Source organism: Mesorhizobium sp. Root102 (genome assembly GCF_001425625.1).
In the GTDB taxonomy this organism is placed as follows: Bacteria; Pseudomonadota; Alphaproteobacteria; order Rhizobiales; family Rhizobiaceae; genus Mesorhizobium.
The window spans coordinates 67113-91458 of sequence record NZ_LMCP01000011.1; the positions used below are offsets into that span (position 1 = coordinate 67113).

Sequence of the window (24346 nt, forward strand, 5' to 3'; positions counted from 1 at the left end):
CCATGTCGAATGACCGGCTTCGAAAAGATATCTTTGTTGCGGTTGCCGTGTTCGCTGGGCTGGCGGTCCTTCCGCTTGCCGCCCCGAGCAGCTATGTCCTGGGGCAGGCTACGCTGTTCCTCATCTGGGCAGCGGTGGTGACGCAGTGGAATCTGGTGCTTGGCGTCGCCGGCATCCTGTCGATCGGACAAATGGCGCTCTTTGCAGCTGGCGGGTATGCGGTTGCCCTGCTGGGCCTCTATTTTTCGATCTCGCCTTGGTGGTCGTTGCCGATCGCAGGCCTCGCTGGGATGGCCGTTAGCCTGCTGATGGGAAGCGCGACACTGAGGTTACGAGGGGCATACGTCGTGGTGGTCACCCTGGCGATCGCCATGGTCATGTACCAGTTGATCGTCACGGATGTTGAGTGCTTCCGAAAGCTCGAAATTGCTTGCTACTCGCTAACCGGCGGGGCAAGGGGTCTGGCTCGTTTCGGTGATTTCGGGTTCACGAAACTCTTCGGCTACAAGCTCGTCGCAACCGCTGACTATTTGCTGGCGCTTGCGTGTTTGGCACTTGGAACGCTGTTTGCCATCGTCGTCGTGCACAGCCCTTATGGACGCGCATTCCAGGCGATGCGCGACAACGAGGTTTGTGCCGCAGCGCGAGGCATAGGGGTTGCCAAGTATCAGCTGATCGTTTTTGCCGCTGCCGGCTTTTTCACGGGTCTGGCCGGCGGCGTCTATGCCGGCGTCATGAAGACTTTCGGCCCTCAAGTGCTGGAGTTGCCGACGCTTCTCTTCCTGCTCTCGATGATGGTCGTCGGAGGGCGGGGCAGGGTGTGGGGGCCGATCCTCGGAACGATCGCTTTGGCTGTCGTGGATGAATCCTTCCGCGACCTGGCTCAGTGGCGAAACACTTCATATGCCCTCGTGCTTATACTTATTCTGCTGTTCATGCCTGAAGGCCTGGCAGGTCGTCTCGGTTGGCTGCTAACGGACCTGCCTTCCAGGTTCGGCGGCCTGTTCGGCACGCGCAAGAGCACGTGGGGGCAGCCATGAACGCCTCCGCGACCCATGGCAATATCCTGAGCGTTGAAGGCCTTACCAAGCGCTACGGCGCAATGGCGGCAGTCAGCGATCTCACCTTCAACGTCAAGCCAGGCGAAGTTCTTGGCATTGGTGGGCCCAATGGCGCGGGCAAGACGACGCTTTTCGACACCATCTCGGGAGTTTCCAGGGCTAGCGCAGGCACAGTGATCTTCGACGGGAACGACATATCGAACCTTTCTGCGGCGCAGATCTGCCATCTCGGCATAGCTAGGACGTTTCAGCTCAATGCCGTCTTTGACACCATGACCGTGCGGGAGAACCTGCAGAGCTCCGCTTACTTCGGTACCAGGAACCGGATCGTGCCATCGCTGCGATTTGATAAGGAGGCCAAGGAGCAAGCAGACGAAGCGATGGAAGTCACTGGACTGCAAGAGCTCGCCGGGACTGTTGCGGCGTCGCTCCCGATCCTGCAGCGCAAGCTTTTGATGACCGCATCCGCGATCGCCAGTCGGCCAAAGCTGCTCCTGCTCGACGAGCCAGTCGGCGGCCTCAATAGCAAAGAAATCGATCATTGTGCTGGCGTCTTTCGGCGGCTGCGCGACTACCACGGCATGACCATCGTGCTGATCGAGCACATCATGAGCTTCATGACCGCACTCTCCGACAACGTCATTATCCTGCACCATGGCCGCAAGCTCTATGAAGGATCGGCCAAGGGACTGGCCGACGACAAGGAGGTGGTCGAAGTCTATCTCGGAACTGCCGGCGCGAGTGCGGTGAGAGCGGCCGCAACGGAGAGGCTTTCACATGGCGTTGCTTGAAATCGAAGGGCTATGTGGCTCTTACGGCGGCGGAGATGTGATTGAGGACATTTCCCTGCAGATGGCAGAGGGGGAGGTTTTCGGTCTCGTTGGCCCCAACGGCCATGGCAAGACCACGCTTCTGAGGGCGATTTCCGGTCTGTTGCCCCGTCAGCGAGGGATCGTGCGTTTCAACGGCCACGCAATCGACGGGTTGGCGCCAGAGACGATTGCAACGCGTGGTGTCGTACATGTGCCGCAGGGCGACCTTGTCTACAAGGACATGTCGGTACTCGAAAACCTTCTGGTCGGCGGGTATGCCAACGCCTCATCCGAGCAGACACGCAGCCGGCTCGACTTTGTCTTCGAGCTCTTTCCAAAGCTGGAGCAACGGACAGGACAAACGGCAAGTTCGCTATCGGGGGGCGAACGACGCATGCTGGGCATCGGGCGTGGACTGATGATGGCCGAAGCAAAGCTCTTGATGCTTGATGAACCGTCGCTGGGCCTGGCCCCGATTGTAATCGAAGCCATATACGGCACGATCCAGAGATTGAGACAGGTGGGCCTCACGATCCTCATTGTCGAGGAGAATGTAAGCCGCATTGCATCAGTGGCCGACCATTTGAGCATACTGAACCGCGGCCGCACCGTGTGGAGTGGCAATTCTGGTGAACTGAGCAGTCGCCGGGAGCTGATGGAGACGTATCTCGGAATTTGAATCGCGCCGCGGGTCACTCCTCTGGCTGCAAACACGCTGTGTGGCGCAACGAACAGTCATGCCGGAAGGTTGCTATGGCCAACGATCAGACAGCGAGCGCAAGACAAGGTCGCATAGGTCGTCTGCTTGGTGCGGCTATTCTCATCAACGTGGCAATGGGTGCCATATACGCGTGGGGCGTCTTCCTCCTCCCCCTCGAAAACTATTTGTCGATCTCACGGGGCGAACTCAGCACCTGTCCCACAGTTGCTCTCATCTTTTTCACGGCAGGCATGGTCCTGCACGATCGCCTGCTTCGGACACTAGGCCGTCGCCGGTTCTGTGTGTTGGCGTTTGCCCTTGCGGGTGGCGGACATCTCCTATTCGCGGCAATACCTGCCTATTGGTCTTTGCTCGTCGGCTATGGCGGTCTTTTCGGTTTTGGGTCAGGGCTGGGATATGGTCTGGCCCTTGCTCTGACTTCCCAAACCGCTCCGCATAAACGGGCACTGGCCATTGGAATAACGATGGCGGCATTCTCCTCCAACGGCATCGTTTTGCCGCTAGCGCTGACGGGTATCGTCCAGTCCTATGGACCTGCTTATGTCTTCGGATTGCTTGGCGTGGCGATCCTGGCAATCGGCGGTTGTTCAATCACGCTGCTCTGGACGGAGCGAGAAGAGCGAACCGATCGGGTCAAATCGTACCAACCGCATGTCACATCCATCGAGACATCGGGCTGGAACTTTATCCAGCTTGCGATAATTTTTTTCTGCATATGCTTTGTAGGTTTAATGACGGTCTCGCAACTTGCAGGGATGGTGTCGGCGCACGGCCTTGATGCCTTTGTTGGCTACAGCCTCTCGATTTTCACGCTCGGATATCTGTTGGGATCGCTCTTAGGAGGACAGGTGGTGCACAGGCTTGGCGGTTGGAAAACGCTGCTACTGGCTAGTCTCGTCACTGCAGTTGGCCTGGTGTTCCTTGATTTCAGGCTACCCGCGCTCGTCCTGATTGGGGCGGCGTTGATCGGGACAACTTTTGGGTCATCGGCGTCACTTATGCCGACGCTTGTCGGGCAGCTCTACGGGGTTGAAAGAATTGGTGAAATCTATGGCCGCCTGATGATTTCCTACGGCTTGGCAGGGCTCGTCGCGCCTTGGGGAACCGGTGCGCTTTACGGCGCATTCGGCGACTATAGGCCGGCAATCGTCGCCGGCTTGGGGATGTGCTTGATCTCGGGGGCTCTCGCTTTCAGCCTCCGACAGTCTCGGTGACTGCGCAGGCCGTTGTCGCTTCCTATCCTTCACCCACATCGGATGCCGCAGCCTGCGGCAAGAGTCATGCTCGGCGGGTAAAAAACTCTACAAGCCTATTGACGAGTTTGTCATAATGTATAAGGTTTTGTGAGGTGCCGGCGCCGGGTCATGACAAAATGTGGCCCGACCATGCCAAAAGTCCGAGGTAACAAATGACCCATCCCAAGCACGCCCAGGTTGTCATCGTTGGTGGCGGCATCATCGGAGTCAGCATCGCCTATCACCTGACAAAACTGGGGTGGCGCGATGTGGTGCTGCTCGAGCGGGGCCAGCTGACTTGCGGTACGACCTGGCATGCTGCCGGGCTGGTAATGCAGCTGCGTACGACGCATACAATGACTGAGCTTTGCCGATACGGAACACGGCTGTTTGACGAGTTGAAAAAGGAGACTGGTCAAGACACGGGTTTTCGTCGCACCGGTAGCTTGCCGATTGCAAGAACGCCTGATCGCCTTATTGAGATAGCCCGGCTGGTATCCCTGGGGAAAAGCTTCGACGTCGAAGCCCACATGCTCTCTCCGCGAGAGATCAAGGATCTTTACCCTCTGCTCGATGAATCCCACATTGTCGGCGGCGCATTCATTCCGGGCGATGGTCAGACCAACCCGGTCGATTCGACACAGGCACTTGCCAAGGGCGCGCGCGCCGGTGGCGCGCGCATCTTCGAGAATGTGTCGGTGACAGGCTTCGAGATCGAGCGAGATCAAGTCAAGGGCGTTGTTACGGATCAAGGCGTCATAAAATGCGACGTTGCAGTCTTGTGCGCAGGCGCATGGTCGCGGGATCTCGGAAGGCTAGCTGGCGTCAACGTGCCTCTCTACGCCGCCGAACACATGTACATAACCACGGAAGCTGACGCTGCGATCCCGAAGAACCTGCCTGTGTTGCGCGACACCGATGGCTATATCTACATCAAGGAAGATGCGGGAAAGCTCCTGGTAGGCGCATTCGAGCCGCTGGCAAAATCGCTGCCCATGGAGCAGCTGCCGCATCGCTTCGAATTCGGCGAGTTACCCGAGGATTGGGCGCAGTTCGAATTGCCGATGTCCAAGGCGATGGAGGTTGTGCCTCTGCTGCAGTCTCTTGGCATTCGTCACTTCATGAACGGACCCGAGAGCTTTACGCCTGACAACAAGTTCATCATCGGCGAAACGCCCGAGGTCAAAGGGTTTTATGTCGCCGCCGGATTCAACTCGCAAGGGATTCTCAGCGCCGCCGGCGTTGGAAAGGCATTGTCCGAATGGATCGTCGCCGGCGAGCCCACGATCGACTTGTCCGAAGTCGATATCGCCCGCTTCCACAAATTTCAGGGCAACCGCAAATATCTGCAGGAGCGGATATCGGAAAGCTTGGGCCTTCTTTACGCGATGCACTGGCCGCATCGCCAGTTCGAAACAGCGCGACCCGTGCGCGAGACGCCCTTGTATGCGAGGCTCAAGGCCCGGAACGCGGTTTTCGGAACCGCGGCCGGGTGGGAGCGGGCAAACTGGTTCGCACCAGAGGGGGAACGTCGCGAATACATCTATTCTTATGGCAGGCAGAATTGGTTTGACGCGGTCGCGGAAGAGCACCGCGCAGCACGGGAAGCCGTCGCGCTCTTCGACCTGTCTTCGTTTGGAAAGACCTTTATTGAAGGTCCTGATGCAGAGACGGAATTGCAGCGCATCTGCGCCAACGATATGGCGGTCGCGACCGACAAGATCGTCTATACTCAAATGCTGAACTCTCGAGGCGGCATTGTCGCTGATGTTACGTTCACGCGGATGTCCGAACAGCGCTACATGATGGTGACGGCCGCGGCGAGCCAGGCCCAGGACATGAACTGGGTTAGACGCAATTTGCGGGAAGGGGCGCAGGTAACGGTCACTGACGTAACGTCTGGATTTGCGGTACTATCGGTGATGGGGCCGCGCGCACGCGCGCTTCTTGAAGCCGTGTCCAATGCCGATTTCTCCAATGAAGCCTTTCCGTTCGGTACCGCGCAGGAAATCGAAATCGGTTATGCTAAGGCGCATGCGCTCAGGGTTACCTATGTGGGGGAACTGGGCTGGGAATTGTATCTACCGACAGAGTTCGCTGGCCCGGTGTTCGATCTCCTACTCAAAGAAGGCGAGCCGCTAGGGCTTCGCTTGGCCGGATACCATGCGCTGGATTCGCTGCGAAGCGAGAAGGGATATCGCCATTTCGGCCATGACGTGACGCCCGGCGATACGCCTTTGGAGGCCGGTCTCGCCTTTGCGGTATCGCTGAAGAAGAGTGAAGATTTCATCGGCCGTGCAGCGTTGGAAAAGCAGAAGGCTGAAGGGCTCAAGCGCCGCGTTGTTTTCCTTCGCCTGGAAAGTCCGGAGCCTATCCTCCTCCACGACGAGCCGATCCTGCGCAATGATCAAATCGTCGGCAGGACAACTTCGGCTGCCTATGGGTACACAGTCGGCAGTTCGGTGGCTCAGGGCTATGTGGACGTGCCGGCATCGGATTGGAAATCCTGGCTATCGGACGGGCGCTTCGAGGTGGAACTCGCGGGGGTCCGCCATACGGCGATTTGTCAGTCGAGACCATTCTACGATCCCGACAATATCCGCATCCGCTCATAGGCGGGGGCGTTGTCGAATATCGACGTTCCGGTCTCAACAGGGCAAGGAGTGGCCATTGCCGGCAGACATGTGAACTTGTGCGTTGAGGCTTGCAGATGACAGAAACCTGGCCAATCGACCGCTATGATCGTGAAACATCTATAGGCGAAGAGTTGCAACGCCCTTCGCACTTTGGAATGCGATTTTCCCATTTGGATGGAAGCGGAAAAGCACCGGCAAAAATGCACCTGCTGTTGTCACCAGGCTTTTCGCAACTGACCCTTTCATCGTTTGTCGATCCACTTCGCTGTGCCAACTTGCTAGCGAAGGAAAGATCGTTCGATTGGCGGATTCTTGAGGCCGATGGGAAACCCGTCGTCAGTTCGAGCGGTATGACCATGGAGGTCGATGGGTCTCTCGATATTTGGGATGCCGGGGGCGAGCATGCCGCCTTGGTCTTGATTGGCGGCGACCATATTGAGCAGCAGACATCGCCGCGATTGAACGCCTTTTTGCGCAACCAGTCCCGTCGCAATGTCCCGATTTATGCCCTTGGCACCGCGACCTGGCTATTAGCGGAGGCAGGACTTTTGCACAGCGGAGCACGATGTACCATCCATTGGAGCAAGCTTGCTGCTCTCTCTGAGAAATATCGGGATCTGGTAGCAGAGGATGTCTTGTTCGTTCGGCACGGAAACCTGACAACGTGCGCCGGCGAGTTCGCAGCCTTCGACCTTGCAGTTGAGATTATTGAACATCGCCTTGGAGGCGATATGGCACGGTTCGTCTGTGAGCAACTGACTGCAGACCGCCGGCGAGCCGGCGGAAGCTGGCAGTCGATCCCTCCGGGACTGAGATACGTGGGGGCCGCTGCGAAGGTGATACAAATTGCGAAACTTATGGAAAGGAATCTCGAAGAGCCGCTCTCCCTCGAAGATCTTGCACGACGGGTGTCCCTGTCGCGTCGCCAGGTCGAGCGATTGTTCGAGAAACATCTGAACACCACGCCCTTGCAACATTACCTGTCGCTTCGATTGCGGAAAGCCAGGCAGCTCCTCGAGATGACAAGCATGCCGGTGGTCGATGTGGCCGTCGCATGCGGCTTTGTCTCGTCGTCACATTTTGCGAAATGCTTCAAGGATCACTTTCGGTTGCCTCCGAGCAAGACGCGAGCGACGTTCGTTGAACTTGCGCGCCGCTCAGCCGCATAGCGGGTGTGCGGCCTGCCAAGATTGTGGGGCCGGCTATGGCGGCAGGGACGAAAGGCGACCAGAGAGAGTACAGAGCCAGCCCTAACTGTTCTGCGTCGCGGTGAATCCTGCGGCGAAAGGGCGGTCCATCATCGTGGACCTGATATCGAATGCGTCGCGGCGCGATGCCAGAAGCGATGAAAGGTCGATGGCGAAAGAAGAGAAGCTGAAGATAGTGCTCGTCGAGCGCAGCGCGCTGATCGTTTCAGCGTTGCGCGACTTGATCGGTCGCGACCATCGCTTCGAACTTGTCGAAAGCCTGCCAGCTGGCGAAATGTTTGTTGAAAGGTTGATGACGGAGCGCATCAGCTTCGACGTCGCCCTGGTCGGCTGGCAACTGATTGATATGGATGCCGGCGAAGTTCTTCTTGAACTTCAGCGCCGACAACTGGCGGCACGCATCGTGGTTCTCTGCAACGAAAATGACGCGCATATCCTCAAAAGGTGTGTTCGCCTCGGTGCACAGGGGTTCTGCTACCAGTTCGATGACCCAGGGGTTCTGTTTGACACCCTGCTTGCCGTTGCCAACGATCGGATCTGTATTCCACGAATTGATCTCACTCGCATAAATGAGACGCCGCTCTCGAAGTTGACGGTCCGTGAGGTCGAGTTGTTGGCCGTGCTATCCGACGGATGGACCAACCTGCAAATAGCCACGCGCACGGGAATTTCCGAAAACACGGTCAAATACCATCTTAAGAATCTTTATGACAAACTTAGCGTTCGCAATCGCGCCATGGCGGTTGCGCTCTTCGCCGCTGAGCGCAAGAACGTTGCTGTCCCGCATAGATGGTGAGGTGGGCTCGTCGAGGCGATGGTTTCGCCGAAAACCCTATTGTGAGAGCTTGTGCAGCTATGCATCGGGGCGACTGGGCATCATGCTCGCCTTGATCCATGTTCTGAAGGCCGAAAGGTTTGTCTCGCTCCAACGATTGGGCAACGCCAGAAGATAGTAGCCACCGAGACTGATGTTGGTGGCAAAAAGCTCCACCAGTCGGCCCGCCGCAATGTCAGCACCTGCATTGAGAGGCGTCGCCAAAGCGACGCCCTGATCGGTAAGCGCGGCATCGAGCCCCAGATTAGCGTTCCAAAGTCTGGGGCCGGAGAGCTGATTTTTTGGATCGTGTCCAACCGCCGCGAACCAGTCCAGCCATTGCTGCCGGCTTTCTTCGTGTATCAGAGGAACCCGGGAGAGATCTGCGGGAGATCGGACAGTGGGATTGCTTGAAATCCACGCCGGGCTGGCAACAGGAAACATCCGGGGTTGAACGAGCGGGACGGCACCGACGGGCAAATCCTCCATGTTCCCAAACCCGATCATGACGTCTGCCTCCGATCGCGCGAGATCCGGCGCCTTGTCGGAGGCACGCAGTACAATTTCGACGCCAGGCAACAGGCTTTCAATCTGGGAAAGGCGCGGCGTAAGCCATCGTGTCGCAAGACCAGGCATGCACCAGATACGCAAAGTGCCCCTTCGCGAGGTAGCGCGCAGATTGTCAGCTGCACCCGAGATCAGGCCGAAAGCCTGCGTCACCGCCCCCTGAAAATGATGCCCATCTCGCGTGAGGGAGATTCCGCGCGGCCCTGCCAAAACAAGTTTCACTCCAAGCCAGGCTTCCAGGTTCTTCATGTGCCGGCTCACCACCGTGTGACTGAGCCCAATGTCCTGCCCGGCCTTTCGCATGCTCCCCATTCGGGCGACGGCTTCGAACGCCCTGACCATCCCGAGGGGAGGCAAGCGCGCCGCCTTCTTTCGTATCATGCCCGTCACGCCAGATTCCAAGTTCGACCAATTTCCGCTCAAGTCGTGGATACGAAATTGCACCGCTGTGGGCAAGATAATCAAATACCCTGACCTGCTGCGCAACGGGTAAATTGCAGCGTATTCGACCAGGATTGGAGCGCTCAATGACCAGTAACGATTCGCTGCTGCAGCGGCGCATGTCGGCCGTGCCGCGGGGCGTGGGAAACGCGTTTCCGATCTTCGCGGCTCGCGCTGAGGGCTCGGAGATCTGGGACGTGGAAGGCAAGCGTTACGTCGATTTTGCCGGCGGTATCGCGGTGGTCAACACCGGTCACCGGCATCCGAAAGTTATAGCGGCGGTCCGTGATCAGCTCGACAACTACACCCACACCGCTTTTCAGGTGATGCCTTACGAGCCCTATATCGAGCTGGCCGAGCGGCTCAATGCGCTCGCGCCATTCGAAAACGAAGCCAAGACCATATTATTCTCGACAGGCGCGGAGGCAGTCGAGAACGCTATCAAGATCGCTCGTGCGCATACCGGCCGCCCCGGCGTCATCGCCTTTACCGGCGCATTTCACGGGCGCACCATGCTGACCATGTCGCTCACCGGCAAAGTGGCTCCCTATCGCAAGAAATTCGGAATTGGTGTGCCTGGCGTCTACCACTTGCCCTTCCCGTCGCAGGGCGTTTCCGTGAATGAGACCCTGCGAGCGTTGGAATTTCTGTTTCGCGCTGACATCGAGCCCACGCAGGTCGCGGCAATCATAATCGAGCCAGTGCAGGGCGAGGGTGGTTTCCACCCCGTGCCGAACGAACTCATGGAGGCGTTGCGCAGGCTCTGCGACCAGCACGGCATTGTCCTGATTGCAGACGAGATTCAGACCGGTTTTGCCCGCACCGGAAAGATGTTCGGCATCGAGAACACTGGCGTCGAACCCGACCTCATCACCGTGGCGAAGTCTCTCGCCGGTGGCTTTCCGTTGTCCGGCGTTATCGGCAAATCGGAAATCATGGATGCTGCCGAGGCCGGTGGACTCGGTGGCACCTACGCCGGCAGCCCGATAGCTTGCGCGGCCGCACTCGCCGTGTTGGACGTGATTGCGGAAGAAAAGCTGATTGACCGTTCCAACGCCGTCGGCCAGACGATCAAGGCCGCGGTGGCCAAGGCCGCCCAACGCAATGATACGGTGGCGATTGCAGGTCTTCGCGGCCCCGGCGCCATGGTTGCCTTCGACATTGTCAAAGCGCGCGGCAGCGACGAGCCGGACGCCGACGCCACCAAGAGGGTGATCCAGGCGGCGATCGCCGACGGACTTGTTCTGCTTTCTTGCGGCGTACACGGCAACACCATCCGCATTCTGGTGCCTCTCAACGTTCCTGAAGCTGTGCTCCATGAGGGCCTGGTCTCGCTTGAAAAGGCGCTTGTGGCGGCCAACGCCTAGGCAGCTGAAATGCAGGACCTTAATCATAGCGGCTTGCTGAAGTTCCAGGCTTTCCTGGACGGGGAGTTCGTCGGCGTCGGCCAGACGCCCGTGGTGAATCCAGCCACCGGAGAGACGGTGGGCCTGGTGCCTAACTTTGGGGCGGCAGAAGCCGTTGCAGCTGTTGAGGCAGCCGCGAAGGCTTTTCACCCTTGGGCTCGGCTCACCGCGAAGGAGCGCAGTTGGTTCCTGCGGCGCTGGTTCGACCTCATCGTCGAAAACAGGACGGGTCTGGCAGCCATCCTAACCAGTGAGCAGGGAAAGCCGCTTGCCGAGTCGCTGGGCGAGATCGACTACGCTGCGTCTTATATCGAGTTTTACGCAGAAGAAGCTAAAAGGGTTTCCGGCGAGATTCTCGCCTCTCACCGGGCCGACGCCCGCCTGCTTGTCCTGCGCCAACCCATCGGCGTGGTTGCAGCGATCACGCCTTGGAATTTTCCGGCTGCCATGATCACACGAAAGATCGCGCCGGCTCTGGCTGCTGGCTGCAGCGTGGTTGTGAAGCCGGCGCCCGAGACGCCGTTGACGGCCCTGGCACTTGCTGAATTGGCAAGGCGCGCTGGCTTCCCTGCGGGTGTCTTCAACGTTCTCACTGGCGACGCAGTCGCGATCGGCGGCGTGCTGACCTCTCATCCTAAGGTGCGGGTCGTCAGTTTCACTGGTTCGACCGAGGTCGGGAAGCTGTTGGCGCGCCAAGGCGCTGGTACGCTGAAGAAGATGGCGCTGGAACTGGGCGGCAACGCGCCCTTCATCGTCTTCGACGACGGCGATCTTGACGCAGCGGTTGTTGGCGCCATTCAGTCGAAGTTCCGCAACATGGGCCAGACCTGCGTCTGCACCAACCGCATCTACCTGCAGTCGGGCATCCATGACGCTTTTGTCGAGAAACTGGTCGTCGAAGTTCAGAAGCTCATCGTCGGCAACGGGTTCGATAAGGGGGTCACTCAAGGCCCCCTGATCACCGAGGATGCGGTGCGCAAGGTCGAAAGCCACATCGACGATGCCGTGGCTGGGGGGGCGTCCATTGTGCTGGGCGGCAAACGGCACGCGCTCGGCCGAACCTTCTTCGAGCCGACAGTGCTCACAGGCGTCAACGGTGACATGGCCGTGGCGCGCGAGGAGACTTTTGGGCCCTTGGCGCCGGTTTTCCGCTTCGAGCATGAAAGCGAGGTCATTGAGGCCGCGAACGCCGTAGAGACTGGCCTTGCCGCCTATTTCTACTCGAGGGACGCCGCCCGTATCTTCCGCGTCATGGAGCGGCTGGAATACGGCATGGTTGGCGTCAATACCGGCCTGATTTCGACCGAGCTCGCGCCGTTCGGCGGCGTCAAAGAAAGCGGCAATTCGCGCGAAGGCTCACATCACGGCATGAACGAGTTCCTGGAGTTGAAATATTCCTGCATTGGCAATCTTTCTTCGTAAGCCCGCTGCACGCTTGGCGTAGAACCGTGCTCTCATGGACGGTTGGTCATTCCCATGGCCAAGACCGGCTTCTTCAGTCTGCTCGTCCAATATTGAAGCTCGGTGGGTGCTCGTCCCGGAACCGCTCCATGACCATCGTCTTGCCCGTGCCGCTGTCGCCGCAGATCGCGACCGAGGGCATGCGCGCCGAGACGGTCACCTCGTCTTTGTCTGCTGAGTGGCAGGCTGCTCTGACACGAGAGAGCCTGAATGATCGGCATGCTAAACAGCCGACCAGAGCCTATCGAAATTTTATCGCAATGCCACTTGTATGTAAAAGATTTTTGACATAGCGTTTGATTAATCACAACAAAGAGGGGCGTGGCGAGTGACTGCCGCCTTGCAATATTGAATTCAGATGCGGTGCAGTAATGCCGGGCGCCCTGCCGTTTTCAATAATGCGGGGCTGAGAGATATTCATTCGCGCAGCTGTGGTGCCGATGCGAAAAGCTCTAAAATCATTACATCCTGTCGTGCGGCTGTTGATCGCCCGGTTCGGCATGGGCTTGCTGACGCTGCTAGCTGTGTCGATCGTTATTTTTTCCGGGATAAAGCTTCTACCGGGCGACTTCGCCGAAGCTACGCTTGGGCAAAATGTGACCCCCCAGGTAGCCGCTGAGCTGCGAACCGCGCTGGGTCTGGACCAGCCGGCGATCATGGCCTATTGGCACTGGCTGACCGGCGTCATTCGAGGTGACTTCGGCACTTCGTTTGCCGGTTTGGGCTCAGGCGATAGTCGGCCGGTTGCCGCATTGATCCTGCCAAGATTGAGCAATACGGCGTTTCTGGCCACTGTGACAGCAGTGACAGCTGTCCCTATTGCAGTGGTTCTCGGCGTGCTTACGGCTCTATATCGAAACACGGTTTTTGATCGGACCGTCAATTTCATGTCGCTTGGAGCGGTCTCGCTTCCCGAATTTTTCATTGCCTACGTTCTTGTACTCTTGTTCTCAGTAATCTGGCCCCTGTTTCCGGCTATTGCGAATATCTCGCCATCGATGCCATTTTCAGGCAGGCTAACTGCAAGTGTACTGCCATCAATGACATTGACGTTTGTGATCATGGCTCAAATGCTAAGGATGACGCGTGCCGCAATTATCGGCGTTTTGTCGGCTCCTTTTATCGAAATGGCTACACTGAAGGGGCAGTCGAAGTGGCGGATTATCATCGTTCACGCCTTGCCCAACGCAATCGCGCCCATAGTAACGGTCGTAGCATTTAACCTCGCCTACCTGGTTGCCGGGGTCGTGGTCGTGGAGTCGGTTTTTGTCTATCCGGGCGTCGGACAACTTATGGTCGACTCGGTTATGGCGAGAGACATCCCGGTCGTGCAGGCATGCGCCTTGATATTTGCGGCAGCCTATATCGGGTTGAACCTGCTCGCCGACATTGCGTCGATCGTGAGCAATCCAAGGCTGCTGTATCCCCGCTGAAACCATATTGGAAAAATCGATGAGATTCAGTGGAAAACTACGAGCTGCGCCAATTTCGGTAAAAGTAAGCCTGCTCGTTATCGCAGCCTATGTCGTTGTTGCTGTCTTTGCTCAATATCTCGCACCTTATGCGCAGGACCAGATTATCGGCGATGGGCTAGCGCCCTGGTCGAGTGTGAACTGGTTGGGCACCGACGATCTTGGCCGTGACGTCTATTCAAGGCTCATCTACGGGGCACAAAACACACTTGGAATAGCATTCAGCGCGACCGTCATCGCCTTTACCCTTGGTGGCTCGCTGGGGATTGCCGCCGCGATCGTCGGGGGGTGGGGGGACGAAATTCTAAGCCGTATCGTCGACGTGATGATGGCGATCCCTGGGCTTATCTTCTCGTTGATGCTGATGTCGATCCTTGGCTCAAGCGTAACCAACATCATTCTTATAATTTCAGTCATTTATTCCACGCGCGTATTTCGTCTGGCACGCTCGGTGGCCATGAACATCGTCGTAATGGAGTACGTTGAGTTCGCGAAATTGCGCGGCGAAAAGATAGGCTGGCTGATGATGCGCGAGGTTCTTCCGAACATCGTTGCGCCTCTGCTGGCCGAATTCGGTCTACGGTTCTGTTTTGTTTTCCTCAATATCGCAGCATTGTCGTTCCTCGGCGTCGGCATACAGCCGCCGGCCGCAGACTGGGGATCGATGGTTCGCGAGAGTGCTTCCATGATCTCGTTCGCACGAGACGATTTCCAGGCCGCGGCCATGCCACTAATGCCAGCGCTTGCGATCGCTGCTTTGAGCATCGCGGTGAATTTCGTTGTCGACTGGGTTTTACATCTGAGCAGCGGGCTGAAAAATGATGGATGAAGCAAATACGTCCGATATCATCCTGCAGATGAAGGATTTGAAGATCGAGGCGACGACCGGTTCAGGATGGACGCGCGTTGTTGATGGGATTGACCTATACCTTCGCCGGGGTGAAGTGCTGGGCCTGATCGGAGAAAGCGGCGCCGGCAAGTCGACACTGGGTTTGGCGGCGCTCGGATTTGTTCGCCCTGGTTGCAGATTTGCGGGCGGCAGTGTCCATCTCGGGGGCATCGAGCTCACTGCCTCGGATGAAAACGTCTTGAGGTCGTTGCGCGGACTACGCGTCGCATACGTCGCGCAAAGCGCATCCGCAGCCTTCAATCCTGCTCATCGGCTGCTTGACCAAACCATCGAAACCGCGGTCGTAGCGCGAATGATGACGTCTGAGACGGCAAAGGATGCTGCCGAAACGCTGTACCAGGCGCTGAGGCTAACAGACCCGAAGCGCATCGGATTGCGGTTCCCGCACCAGGTTTCCGGCGGGCAGCTGCAGCGCGTGATAACGGCCATGGCAATGATCTGCAAGCCGGACGTAATTGTTTTCGATGAACCAACAACGGCGTTAGACGTAACGACGCAAATCGAGGTTTTGGCTTCCATAAGAGATGCCGTTTCGTCCCTGGGAACAGCCGCGATATATATCACTCACGACCTAGCTGTTGTGGCTCAGATGGCTCACCGCATTATGGTGCTACGTCACGGAAAGCTAGTGGAAGAGGCTGATACCCGTCAAATGCTCTCCGCGCCGCAGGAGCAATACACCAAGTCACTTTGGGCCGTAAGAGCGTTTCGAACCGAGACGAAGCCGGCTGTACCACCCGGGCAAGTGCCGCTGATCAGGGTGAAGAACATTGACGCGTACTATGGTTCGGTCCAGGTTCTTTCCGGCATAAACATTGATTTTCCGAAAGGCAGGACAGTTGCTATTGTCGGGGAATCCGGATCTGGAAAATCGACCCTGGGTCGGGTTGTCTCGGGTCTTCTCAAGCCAACAGCTGGAAAAGTACAGATGTCTGGTTCCCCGTTACCAGACCACTATCGTCACAGATCGGCGGATCAACTACGCAGCATCCAGATTATCTATCAGATGGCCGACACCGCACTTAATCCGCGCCAAAGGATCAGGGAGATAGTTGGCAGGCCGCTAAGATTTTACCAGGGTCTACGTGGGCGTGAGAAGGATCTCAAAATTCGGGAGATCATGACCGACATCGAATTGGATCCAGACAAGTTCATAGACCGTTTTCCATCCGAATTGTCTGGTGGACAGAAACAACGCATCGGGATCGCCCGGGCGCTCGCCGCCGACCCCGAGTTCATAATCTGCGATGAGGTGACCAGCGCCCTGGATCAGCTAGTAGCGGAAGGTATGCTGAAAATGCTGGTCGAGCTACAGCGAAAACGAAATCTTACCTACATGTATATCACTCATGATCTTTCGACGGTAAGAGCCATCGCCGATCACGTCGTGGTGATGGAGAAGGGCGTGGTCGTTGAGCAGGGCTCTCGCGACGCTGTTCTCAATGGTCCATCGGCTGACTATTCGAAGAAGCTTCTTTCGTCTGTGCCGGAAATGGATCCCAACTGGCTTACCCGAGTACTGGACGCGAATGCGGTAGGCTAACCGCATCCGCTTTCTGCGGCCAAATGGCGCTATTTTGTTCGAAAACACCAGTTTCGCCGCATCTTGAGGATGCGAATGAAACGCGAATAACCGTGTCTGCCGTTTTCTGAGCATCAAAAGAGTGTAAATAATTTCGCGATTGTTGTTGAAAAAACTTTACACTCTGGCATGATTATCGCACCAATTTGGCCGCCACATTCTCAGACAGTCTGGCGTCGTTTTACCTCGCGTTCCCTTTAATTCCGGAGATTGACATCATGGAAAAGTCAGCAGGCGACCGCAAATCAAGCGATCAGTTTCTCGGCTCGGGACTTTCTCGTCGAACATTTATGCAGACCGCACTGGCTGCAGGAATGTCGCTCTACGCTTCCGATCAGCTTTGGGCGCAACAGGTAGCGTCGACGCCACGTAAGGGAGGAACGTTGAGGCTTGTCTGCGACGGCGGCGGTGCGACCGACACAATGGAGGGGAAGGCGTCTTCGGGCGCCGACCATATCACCTGTGTCCAGAGCTCTGTCTATGACACGCTTGTTTTTCCGACCGCCGAGGGATCTGTTCAATCTAATCTGGCGGAAAGCTGGAGTTCATCGAGTGATGGGCGCACATGGGAGTTCAAACTCAAGAAAGGAGTGGAATTCCACAATGGCAAATCGCTGACCGCAAGTGATGTTGTCTGGTCATTGAGCCAGCATGCGGTGCCCGGCGCAAAGAATGGTGACGGACGAAATATTGTCGGGAACTTCGAGTCCATTCGCGCTGATGACAGTAACACGGTGATTATCGTCCAAAAGGAGGCCAATCGCGACCTTCCAATCCAGTTGAGCGCTTACGCGCTGCTCGTTGCACCGGAGGGAACTGCAAACTGGAACGAGCCGGGTCGAGGCACGGGTCCTTACATGATCGAAAGCTTCGAGCCTGGTGTCCGGTTCATTGGTAAGAAGTTCCAGAACTTCCATCGAGAAGATCAGGGCTGGTTCGATTCCGTCGACGTTGGCTGCGTCCTCGAGTCTGCAACGCGAACGAATGCCCTTATGACCGGAGCTGCCGACGTGATCGGCAATCCCGAGCCGAAGACTGCGAAGCGCCTTTCGAAAGTTGGCGGAAAAGTATTGGAGGTCGTTCCATCTGGACAGCATTTCTTGACGGCTATGCGTTGCGACGCGGACCCGTTTACAAACGAAGATCTGCGGCTGGCGATAAAGTACGGCATCAAGCGACAGGAGATCGTCGATAAGGTATTGTACGGGTACGGATACGTTGGAAACGATCACCCCATCGGAAAAAATTACCAATACTATAACCCCGATCTTGAGCAGAGAGAATTCGATCCCGAGAAGGCTCGATTCCATGCGAAAAAGTCTGGTTACGGTGGTGGCGTATTGGAACTGAAGGTCAGTGATGGCATCGTCAGCGGATCGGTTGCTTACGGTCAGCTTATGCAGGCAACACTGCGTGATGTCGGCATAAATGTCGAAGTCAAGACCGTCCCTGCGGATGGGTACTTTTCGAACGTATGGCTGAAGACACCATGGTGTGCGTCCTATCAGAATCCGCGGCCGACGGCAGATTGGATCTTGACGAACGGATACTCTTCGAAATCTCCGTTTAATGACTCCGGATTCAACAGCCCAGCCTTGGACAAGCTGCTTTCTTCCGCCCGTGGAGAGGCAGACGATCAGAAGCGTCGCCAGATGTATTACGAGGCACAAAGGATCGTCCGCGACGGTGCGGGCAATACCGTGTTGGCTTTTGCAAACTTCCTGATCGGCTCCACCGACCGGATGGGACATGGCCCGATCGGCGCTCAACGTCGTCTGGACGATGCCCGCCTCACGCGCAAATGGTGGTTCAAGACCTGATCATGGCCTTTCGGGGGTGCGCTTTGGGTGCACTTCCGGGTCACTCCAACCGCTACACCGACAATGTGAGATAGCCCTGTGAACGACACTGTAAAATCGGGAGGCCCTCTTAAGGGTCTTCGTATCCTCGATATGACATGGATGCTTGCAGGTCCGTACTGCACCATGCTGCTCGCTGATCTTGGTGCAGATGTCATAAAGGTCGAAAATCCGACTGGCGATCCGGTCCGCAAGATTGGTCCCCATCCTGACGATGATGCAATTAAGTCATATGGCGGCTATTTTCAAAGCGTGAATCGAAACAAGAGAAGCCTTGTTCTCAATCTGAAAACCCCTGAGGGGAAAGAGGATTTCTTTGAACTTATCAAGCAAAGCGATGCGATTGTCGAGAACTTCAGGGCAGGCGTGATGGATCGTCTTGGCCTCAGCTATGAGATCATCCAGGCTATCAATCCCGCCATCGTTTATGCGTCAGTGCGTGGATTTGGGGATCCGAGAAGCGGCGAAACGCCGCTCAACAACCGGCCGGCCATGGATTACGTAGTGCAAGCCATGGGTGGACTCATGAGCATCACCGGTCCTCAGGGCGGTCCGCCAATGAAGGCCGGCCCCGGCGTTGGTGATATTTTCCCCGGCGCCATGGCCGCATTTGGTGTTGTGAGTGCTCTCTTGTCAGCAAAGATGACGGGCAAAGGTCAATATGTCGACGTCGCCATGTACGATGCAATTGTTTCGCTGAACGAGAGAATTGTATACCAATACGGCTACACTGGGGTTACTCCGACATCGACGGGGAACAGCCATCCGCTTTGGTCTCTCTATAATACGCTGCCGACCAAGGACGGCTATATTTGCATTTCCGCGACCTTTGATCATGAATGGCAAACGCTTGCAAAGACCATGGGCCAGCCGGAACTCGCATCTGACCCGAGGTTCGCGACGGCCGATGCACGGCTGGCCAACGACCAGGCGGCAATCGACGTCGTCACTGAATGGACCAAGACTCGGACTCGCGCCGAAATTGTCGCGGCTCTTTCTCATTTGATATCTGTGGGACCCGTCCAGATGGCGCATGACCTTTTCGAGGATCCACATCTGCGGACCCGCAACATGATCGTCGAACTCGAACATCCAGGATCATCAAAGAAGGTTTCGGTTGCCGGCACGCCGGTGAGGTTTCTGGGAACACCAATCGACGGTCACACGCGAGCGCCTCAACTGGGTGAGCATACAAATGAGGTCCGGGAGCAGCTTCTTTCCAGGAAGGAGAGAAGTTAGTCGAATGTCTGCCGAGAGCCGGAACAGACTGAGCGGCGTGGCTTCAATTGCTGGAGTTGCGACGTCAAACTTTAACGAACTCAAGGAATTGGGAAATAAGCGATCCCCAACGGAGCTCGCGACACACGCCATCAAGATGGCGTTGGAGGATGCAGACACCGAGGCTGGTGAGATCGATGGCCTGATAGCGATGAGCGTTTCGGCTGAGTCAGTTGCATTGCGTATGGGGTTGAGTGATCTCAGGCTCACGATGGACTATCCCTATGGCGGCAGGTACATCGCGCCTGCGCTTGAACTATCCGCACAGTACCTTCATTCAAACTCAGCAAACACCATTGTCGTCGTCCTGGCACTTTCCAAGTTGGCAACCTATTCGGATTCCGGAGCACCAGGAGGGCACTCCGCATTCGAAATGATGCATGCAATGGGTGGGCCAGCGTCTCACTCGGCAATGATGGTACGTCGATACAGTTACGAATACGGCGATTGCTCGACCGCGCTGTCGAGTGTCGCCATCTCTAATCGAGCCAATGCCACTCTCAATCCCGTTGCGGTCTTTCGTAAGCCTTTGACAGAAAATGGATATTTCGCATCCAAACTGATCGCTGAACCGCTGCGCCTGTTTGATTATTGTATGGTGAATGACGGCGCAGTTGCTATTGTGATCCGGAGAACGTCCGACGTTTCCGGCAATCGCGGCGTGGTCGTTGGCGGTTTTGCTTCATCGACTTATCCTACGGTTCATTATAGCGCCGAGGATTTTTACTTCCAGCAATGCAGATCCGCAGCAACATCGATGTTTGCGATGGCCGGCGTGACAGCGAAGGACGTTGATATCGCGGAAGTCTACGACAACTATACGCCCTCAGTTCTCTTTGCGTTGGAGGGGTTCGGCTTTGTAGGGCGAGGCGAGGCGGCAGATTTCGTTCGTGACGGCCAGATCCGGCGCGATGGCAGCCTTCCGCTAAACACAGGGGGCGGGCACACTTCCGAATCCTACATGCAGGGAATGAACCTTCTGGCGAACGCGGTAAGGCAGCTACGCAACGAAGCCGGAGCCCTGCAGGTAAGTCAGGCCAATGTCGCTGCTTTCATGTATGCCGCACCAACCGCTGGAGGCTGTGTCCTATGGCGCTAAACGAGACAGACACCGCCGAACTCGACATTTCGAAACAGTTTCTGCCGCAAACCGAGAGTTGGGCAGAACCGTTATGGAGCGGGCTGCACCGCGGCGAACTGCACATACAAAAATGCGAGCCCTGCGGCAGTTTTGTTTATCCGCCAGTGGAGGAAACGTGCCCGCAATGCACTGCCGCGTACAGCTGGCACAGGGCAAGTGGGACGGGAAGGCTGTGGTCGTGGGTAACGTTTCATAGAAGCTATTATCCTGGATATCCCTTGGCGTCGCCCTATACGGTTCTGATGGTCGAGATTGAGGAGGGCGTTCGAATGCTAGGCTCTCTAGATGCCGATACTTCAGTTGAAGAGCTTCAGTGCGACATGACAATGAAATTCAAGCCGGTCCGTTTGTCGGATGACGTGCATATTCCGGGTTTCGTTCTCTTGGGTAAAGAGCGATCCCGGTTGGAGACGTAGCGTCCTTCGGCTCGGGGACACGCCTTGGACGCAGGCGCAGCATTCGTGACCTCCGCCCGGTTTAGGGCACAAGCCGTGATCGACCAGGAGCCCTCCAGTATGGATTTTCTGTCCAGTTTGCTCAATGGTGTTGCTGAACGCGGCCGCGCGCTGATTGGCCTCGACGCCGTTCCAGGTAGCAGCGCCAGGTCAACCGAAGGCCTCTGCAGAGATCTCTTGTCCGGTCGAGGGCAAGCATCGGGAATAGCACTCGCGCAGGCTATTCTTGCCGACTGGGAACGCTTGGATGCCCCGGGCCGCCAAGCATTCTTCAAGATGCTTCAACACCAATTTGGAGCTGATCAGGCGCATTGCGCCAGGGCTATCGATGCCTATCGGGAGCGCCCAGATCTGGCAAATACGGCTGCTCTCCATCGCGCGTCACAGCCCCGGATCCAGGAATTGTTGCAACGTCTCAACCTTGCTCCTGGCGGCACACTCTTGCTGGTGCGGATGCGCGAGGCACTTTTCGAGGCAATGAAAGGAGATCGCGAACTCGAGGAGTTAGATAGCGCTTTCAAGTACCTTTTTGCCTCATGGTTTAATCGCGGTTTTCTAACAATGGAGCGCATAGACTGGCGTTCCCCTGCAAACGTTTTGGAGAAAATCATTCGATACGAAGCCGTTCATGAAATTGATGGATGGGAGGATTTGCGTCGGAGGCTCGAACCAGCCGATCGACGCTGTTTCGCGTTCTTCCATCCCCAATTGGTGGATGAACCGCTCATCTTTGTAGAGGTTGCGCTTACAGTGGATATACCAAGTCGCATCGACAGCCTGCTCAGCGCTGACCGGAGTGTATTGCCGCCATCGGCGGCCAAAACCGCTGTTTTTTACTCCATATCGAACTGTCAGGAAGGCTTGCGCGGCGTCTCTTTCGGTAACTTCCTGATCAAGGCTGTCGCGGAGAACCTGAAGCACGAGCTTCCCGGACTTGAAACGTTCGTGACGCTTTCTCCTCTTCCGGGTTTCGCGCGCTGGCTTCAGTCATTGGACACGGGGTCCGATTGTATCCAATTGTCTGCCGAAGATCAGGCGGATCTGCTCAGTCTGAACGTAGCACGATATCGCGGCAACCAAGGCGGCAAATCCCGGCGCAACGATTTACTGGCGCGCCTTGCCGCATATTATCTGGTTGGGGCACGATCCGACACCGGAACTATCATCGACCCTGTGGCGCGTTTCCATTTGGGAAATGGCGCAAGGCTTGAAAGGATAAACGTAGACGCCAACAGGTCGGAACGAGGCTTGAGCGAGTCTTATGGCGTCATGGTGAATTACTTATACGACCTTTACGGAATCGAAACTAATCATGAAGCTTTCGCTGAACGAAATGAGGTTATTGCATCGAGTCATGTGAACAAACTTGTTCGAACGATGAAATCCTCGAGACCGCGTCCATCGTCAACGCGGCGGGAGCGAGCTTCCGTATTGTAAGAATGCCGTTCTTTTACGCGCGAGGCGTCCCAACGGCATGAAATTGCCACTTGGGAACAGGGGTGCCCGACGTCTGTGCTTCGAAAGCGCTGTGCCAACGGCACCTTTTCGGCGTGAAAAAGGATGTTCGGAGCCCTTGAAGGCTTCGACATATGAGGATTTCAGCGCTTACGCTTAAGTCGAGCGACTTGGAGCCGGTGCGCCGGTTCGAGGTGTTCACAGGCTCTGGCCGGCGACGCGAGTGGCCTCTCGAGGAGAAGGCGCGGATCGTTGCGGAGAGCTGCAAGGCGGTGAAACGCTTTGTTCCGCACTCGCCGAAGGCGTGCGCGAGACGACGGACGCGGATCCTTTCAGAGGCGGTTTGCGTCTTCCGGGCGAAGCGGACGGACCGGACCAGGCGGAATTTCTCGTTGTAAATCTCCATTACAAGCAACCGTATCTCTGTCCGTTCGAGAATTCCAGCATTCCAAAACGCACGCGACGATCCGCGAGCGCTTCTTTTGAAGCGGTAACCGTTCCTGATGACCCAGCGCGAGATCGAACCGGGAGCGATCTGGGCACCTGCAACAGCAGCCAGTTCGACGGCAAGATCCGGCATGATGGTCGAATCTTCTCCTGGCCACCCGACCATTCTTTCGGCGATGTAATCGTTGACATCGATCACAAAGTTGTGTTGTATACGTTAACATCCTTTCGCGAGCCTCCTAAACGCTGGCGCCGCGAGACGGGCACTTTTGTTCGTCGGCATGCAAATGTCCTCCAACAGGTGGACGGTCCGGACTAAACCTCGGGTGCTACCGGACGCCCGTGAAGAAGGGGAGAAACAAATGAAACAAATGAAGCAAATGATCATTGGAGCCGCGGCGATGGTAGTCGGGGCGTCGCCTGCACTGGCTGGCGATATCGGTGTGGCCATTTCTCACACCGACTCTTTTCTGGCCGTCATGGTCGAGGGAATGAAAAGCGAAGCAGCCAAGACCAATCAGCCACTTCAGATCGAATTCGCGGAAGCTGACGTTAATAAGCAGCTGTCCCAGGTGCAGAATTTCATCGCTGCAAAGGTCGATGCGATAGTTGTCAACGTCGTGGAGAGCTCTTCTTCACCGGCGATTACAAAAATGGCGGCAGATGCCGGGATCCCGTTGGTCTACGTAAACAATACGCCCGACGATCTCGAAGCCCTCGGTCCCAAAGCGGCATTTATTGGGTCTGCCGAAATTGAGGCCGGAACGATTGAAACGAAAGAGATTTGTCGCATCCTGAAAGATGAGGGAAAGACTAAAGACGCAGGAATTCTCATTATCCAGGGAATTTTGGCTCAGCACGCCGCAGTGATGCGCAGCAAAGCCATTCACGATGTTATTGCTACGCCAGATTGCAACTTCATGAAGGTCATCGATGAGCAGACTGCGAATTGGGACCCGGTCAAGGCGCAGGACCTGATGAGCAATTGGATTACAGCTGGATACAAACCAGCGGCAGTTCTCGCCAACAATGACGAAATGGCTTTGGGCGCAATCAATTCCATGAAGGCCGCCGGATGGGACATGAAAGACGTTGTTGTGGGCGGGATCGACGCTACACAGGAAGCCATGCACTACATGCAGAGTGGCGATCTTGACGTCACCGTTTTCCAGGATGCTATTGGGCAAGGAGCCGGCTCGGTGGATGCGGCTATCAAGCTTGCCAAAGGTGAAAAAGTTTCGTCTCCCGTATGGATACCTTTTGAACTGGTGAATCCCACCAACGTTGAGAAGTATCTGAGCAAGAACTAGGTGGAGGAATGCGGCAGTTGTTCATTGCGCCTAACAGCACAAAACTGCCGCTCGGAACCACCTGGGAGATGGTTA

The 24346-nt window shown here is 56.5% G+C and carries 22 protein-coding genes; 20 read left to right on the forward strand and 2 right to left on the reverse strand.

The annotated features are described in order from the left end of the window. Positions 1–2: 2 nt before the first annotated feature. The 7 genes from ASD12_RS10930 (at position 3) to ASD12_RS10960 (ending at position 8469) form a co-directional block, all read left to right on the forward strand. Positions 3–1040: a branched-chain amino acid ABC transporter permease gene (locus ASD12_RS10930; RefSeq protein WP_056585272.1), complete on the forward strand. Its 1038-nt coding sequence runs from the start codon at positions 3–5 to the stop codon at positions 1038–1040. Beyond that, entirely contained in the window at positions 1037–1852 is an 816-nt protein-coding gene (locus ASD12_RS10935; protein WP_056585274.1) for an ABC transporter ATP-binding protein, read from the forward strand. Before ASD12_RS10930 ends, ASD12_RS10935 begins: the two co-directional genes overlap by 4 nt. Beyond that, on the forward strand, positions 1839–2552 hold the full coding sequence (locus ASD12_RS10940) for an ABC transporter ATP-binding protein (protein ID WP_056585275.1): 714 nt from the start codon (positions 1839–1841) through the stop codon (positions 2550–2552). Before ASD12_RS10935 ends, ASD12_RS10940 begins: the two co-directional genes overlap by 14 nt. Before the next feature lie 74 nt (positions 2553–2626). Beyond that, positions 2627–3808, forward strand: a complete 1182-nt coding sequence (locus tag ASD12_RS10945; RefSeq protein WP_056585277.1) for an MFS transporter — start codon at positions 2627–2629, stop codon at positions 3806–3808. Positions 3809–4002: 194 nt separating this feature from the next. Then, positions 4003–6444, forward strand: a complete 2442-nt coding sequence (locus tag ASD12_RS10950; protein WP_056585280.1) for an FAD-dependent oxidoreductase — start codon at positions 4003–4005, stop codon at positions 6442–6444. A 95-nt stretch (positions 6445–6539) separates the two neighbouring features. Then, positions 6540–7634 carry a GlxA family transcriptional regulator gene (locus ASD12_RS10955; protein WP_082525376.1) on the forward strand — a complete coding sequence of 365 codons (1095 nt, stop codon included), beginning with the start codon at positions 6540–6542 and terminating at the stop codon, positions 7632–7634. 187 nt (positions 7635–7821) lie between these two features. Next, entirely contained in the window at positions 7822–8469 is a 648-nt protein-coding gene (locus tag ASD12_RS10960; protein ID WP_200953694.1) for a response regulator transcription factor, read from the forward strand. Positions 8470–8526: 57 nt separating this feature from the next. On the opposite strand, the gene ASD12_RS10965 is transcribed toward ASD12_RS10960, so the two are convergent. After that, positions 8527–9435: a LysR substrate-binding domain-containing protein gene (locus ASD12_RS10965; protein WP_244482824.1), complete on the reverse strand. Its 909-nt coding sequence runs from the start codon at positions 9433–9435 to the stop codon at positions 8527–8529. Between the two features lie 146 nt (positions 9436–9581). On the opposite strand from ASD12_RS10965, the gene gabT reads away from it, so the two are divergent. Next, positions 9582–10862 carry a 4-aminobutyrate--2-oxoglutarate transaminase gene (gene gabT / locus ASD12_RS10970; protein WP_056585283.1) on the forward strand — a complete coding sequence of 427 codons (1281 nt, stop codon included), beginning with the start codon at positions 9582–9584 and terminating at the stop codon, positions 10860–10862. A 9-nt stretch (positions 10863–10871) separates the two neighbouring features. Continuing rightward, complete coding sequence (locus tag ASD12_RS10975) at positions 10872–12323, forward strand: NAD-dependent succinate-semialdehyde dehydrogenase (RefSeq protein WP_056585285.1); 1452 nt, start codon at positions 10872–10874, stop codon at positions 12321–12323. 73 nt (positions 12324–12396) lie between these two features. Here the strand turns inward: ASD12_RS10975 and ASD12_RS35870 are convergent, their stop codons facing one another. Continuing rightward, positions 12397–12489 (reverse strand): TniB family NTP-binding protein, encoded by a 93-nt coding sequence (locus tag ASD12_RS35870; RefSeq protein WP_348271716.1) that lies wholly within the window; start codon positions 12487–12489, stop codon positions 12397–12399. Here ASD12_RS35870 and ASD12_RS34585 point away from each other — a divergent pair. The 11 genes from ASD12_RS34585 to ASD12_RS11025 all read left to right on the forward strand — a co-directional run bounded on the left by ASD12_RS34585 (position 12452) and on the right by ASD12_RS11025 (position 24271). Next, on the forward strand, positions 12452–12655 hold the full coding sequence (locus ASD12_RS34585; RefSeq protein WP_162252238.1) for a hypothetical protein: 204 nt from the start codon (positions 12452–12454) through the stop codon (positions 12653–12655). The two genes, ASD12_RS35870 and ASD12_RS34585, sit on opposite strands and share 38 nt — an antisense overlap. 147 nt (positions 12656–12802) lie before the next feature. Then, positions 12803–13795, forward strand: a complete 993-nt coding sequence (locus tag ASD12_RS10980) for an ABC transporter permease (protein ID WP_056585287.1) — start codon at positions 12803–12805, stop codon at positions 13793–13795. Positions 13796–13814: 19 nt separating this feature from the next. Next, positions 13815–14663, forward strand: a complete 849-nt coding sequence (locus ASD12_RS10985; RefSeq protein ID WP_056585289.1) for an ABC transporter permease — start codon at positions 13815–13817, stop codon at positions 14661–14663. Then, positions 14653–16287, forward strand: coding sequence for an ABC transporter ATP-binding protein (locus tag ASD12_RS10990; protein WP_200953695.1), 1635 nt, complete (start codon positions 14653–14655; stop codon positions 16285–16287). Before ASD12_RS10985 ends, ASD12_RS10990 begins: the two co-directional genes overlap by 11 nt. A 257-nt stretch (positions 16288–16544) precedes the next feature. After that, entirely contained in the window at positions 16545–18146 is a 1602-nt protein-coding gene (locus ASD12_RS10995) for an ABC transporter substrate-binding protein (protein WP_156398574.1), read from the forward strand. Positions 18147–18224: 78 nt separating this feature from the next. Then, positions 18225–19424: a CoA transferase gene (locus ASD12_RS11000; protein WP_056585295.1), complete on the forward strand. Its 1200-nt coding sequence runs from the start codon at positions 18225–18227 to the stop codon at positions 19422–19424. Positions 19425–19428: 4 nt separating this feature from the next. After that, on the forward strand, positions 19429–20562 hold the full coding sequence (locus tag ASD12_RS11005) for a hypothetical protein (protein WP_056585297.1): 1134 nt from the start codon (positions 19429–19431) through the stop codon (positions 20560–20562). Further along, positions 20553–21020 (forward strand): OB-fold domain-containing protein, encoded by a 468-nt coding sequence (locus ASD12_RS11010; protein ID WP_056585298.1) that lies wholly within the window; start codon positions 20553–20555, stop codon positions 21018–21020. Before ASD12_RS11005 ends, ASD12_RS11010 begins: the two co-directional genes overlap by 10 nt. A gap of 99 nt (positions 21021–21119) precedes the next feature. Further along, a complete protein-coding gene (locus ASD12_RS11015; RefSeq protein ID WP_056585333.1) occupies positions 21120–22496 on the forward strand; it encodes a malonyl-CoA decarboxylase in 1377 nt (458 codons plus the stop codon). A gap of 241 nt (positions 22497–22737) precedes the next feature. Continuing rightward, positions 22738–23280: a hypothetical protein gene (locus ASD12_RS34065; protein WP_156398575.1), complete on the forward strand. Its 543-nt coding sequence runs from the start codon at positions 22738–22740 to the stop codon at positions 23278–23280. A 52-nt stretch (positions 23281–23332) separates the two neighbouring features. Next, positions 23333–24271 carry a substrate-binding domain-containing protein gene (locus ASD12_RS11025; protein WP_056585335.1) on the forward strand — a complete coding sequence of 313 codons (939 nt, stop codon included), beginning with the start codon at positions 23333–23335 and terminating at the stop codon, positions 24269–24271. Positions 24272–24346: the final 75 nt, after the last annotated feature.

Excerpts from the sequence above, each read along its gene's own strand:
- ASD12_RS10930 (WP_056585272.1), top strand. The coding sequence starts at position 3 with ATGTCGAATGACCGGCTTCGAAAAGATATCTTTGTTGCGGTTGCCGTG.
- ASD12_RS10935 (WP_056585274.1), top strand. The coding sequence starts at position 1,037 with ATGAACGCCTCCGCGACCCATGGCAATATCCTGAGCGTTGAAGGCCTT.
- ASD12_RS10940 (WP_056585275.1), top strand. The coding sequence starts at position 1,839 with ATGGCGTTGCTTGAAATCGAAGGGCTATGTGGCTCTTACGGCGGCGGA.
- ASD12_RS10945 (WP_056585277.1), top strand. The coding sequence starts at position 2,627 with ATGGCCAACGATCAGACAGCGAGCGCAAGACAAGGTCGCATAGGTCGT.
- ASD12_RS10950 (WP_056585280.1), top strand. The coding sequence starts at position 4,003 with ATGACCCATCCCAAGCACGCCCAGGTTGTCATCGTTGGTGGCGGCATC.
- ASD12_RS10955 (WP_082525376.1), top strand. The coding sequence starts at position 6,540 with ATGACAGAAACCTGGCCAATCGACCGCTATGATCGTGAAACATCTATA.
- ASD12_RS10960 (WP_200953694.1), top strand. The coding sequence starts at position 7,822 with ATGGCGAAAGAAGAGAAGCTGAAGATAGTGCTCGTCGAGCGCAGCGCG.
- ASD12_RS10965 (WP_244482824.1), bottom strand. The coding sequence starts at position 9,435 with ATGATACGAAAGAAGGCGGCGCGCTTGCCTCCCCTCGGGATGGTCAGG.
- gabT (WP_056585283.1), top strand. The coding sequence starts at position 9,582 with ATGACCAGTAACGATTCGCTGCTGCAGCGGCGCATGTCGGCCGTGCCG.
- ASD12_RS10975 (WP_056585285.1), top strand. The coding sequence starts at position 10,872 with ATGCAGGACCTTAATCATAGCGGCTTGCTGAAGTTCCAGGCTTTCCTG.
- ASD12_RS34585 (WP_162252238.1), top strand. The coding sequence starts at position 12,452 with ATGACCATCGTCTTGCCCGTGCCGCTGTCGCCGCAGATCGCGACCGAG.
- ASD12_RS10980 (WP_056585287.1), top strand. The coding sequence starts at position 12,803 with ATGCGAAAAGCTCTAAAATCATTACATCCTGTCGTGCGGCTGTTGATC.
- ASD12_RS10985 (WP_056585289.1), top strand. The coding sequence starts at position 13,815 with ATGAGATTCAGTGGAAAACTACGAGCTGCGCCAATTTCGGTAAAAGTA.
- ASD12_RS10990 (WP_200953695.1), top strand. The coding sequence starts at position 14,653 with ATGATGGATGAAGCAAATACGTCCGATATCATCCTGCAGATGAAGGAT.
- ASD12_RS10995 (WP_156398574.1), top strand. The coding sequence starts at position 16,545 with ATGGAAAAGTCAGCAGGCGACCGCAAATCAAGCGATCAGTTTCTCGGC.
- ASD12_RS11005 (WP_056585297.1), top strand. The coding sequence starts at position 19,429 with ATGTCTGCCGAGAGCCGGAACAGACTGAGCGGCGTGGCTTCAATTGCT.
- ASD12_RS11010 (WP_056585298.1), top strand. The coding sequence starts at position 20,553 with ATGGCGCTAAACGAGACAGACACCGCCGAACTCGACATTTCGAAACAG.
- ASD12_RS11015 (WP_056585333.1), top strand. The coding sequence starts at position 21,120 with ATGGATTTTCTGTCCAGTTTGCTCAATGGTGTTGCTGAACGCGGCCGC.
- ASD12_RS11025 (WP_056585335.1), top strand. The coding sequence starts at position 23,333 with ATGAAGCAAATGATCATTGGAGCCGCGGCGATGGTAGTCGGGGCGTCG.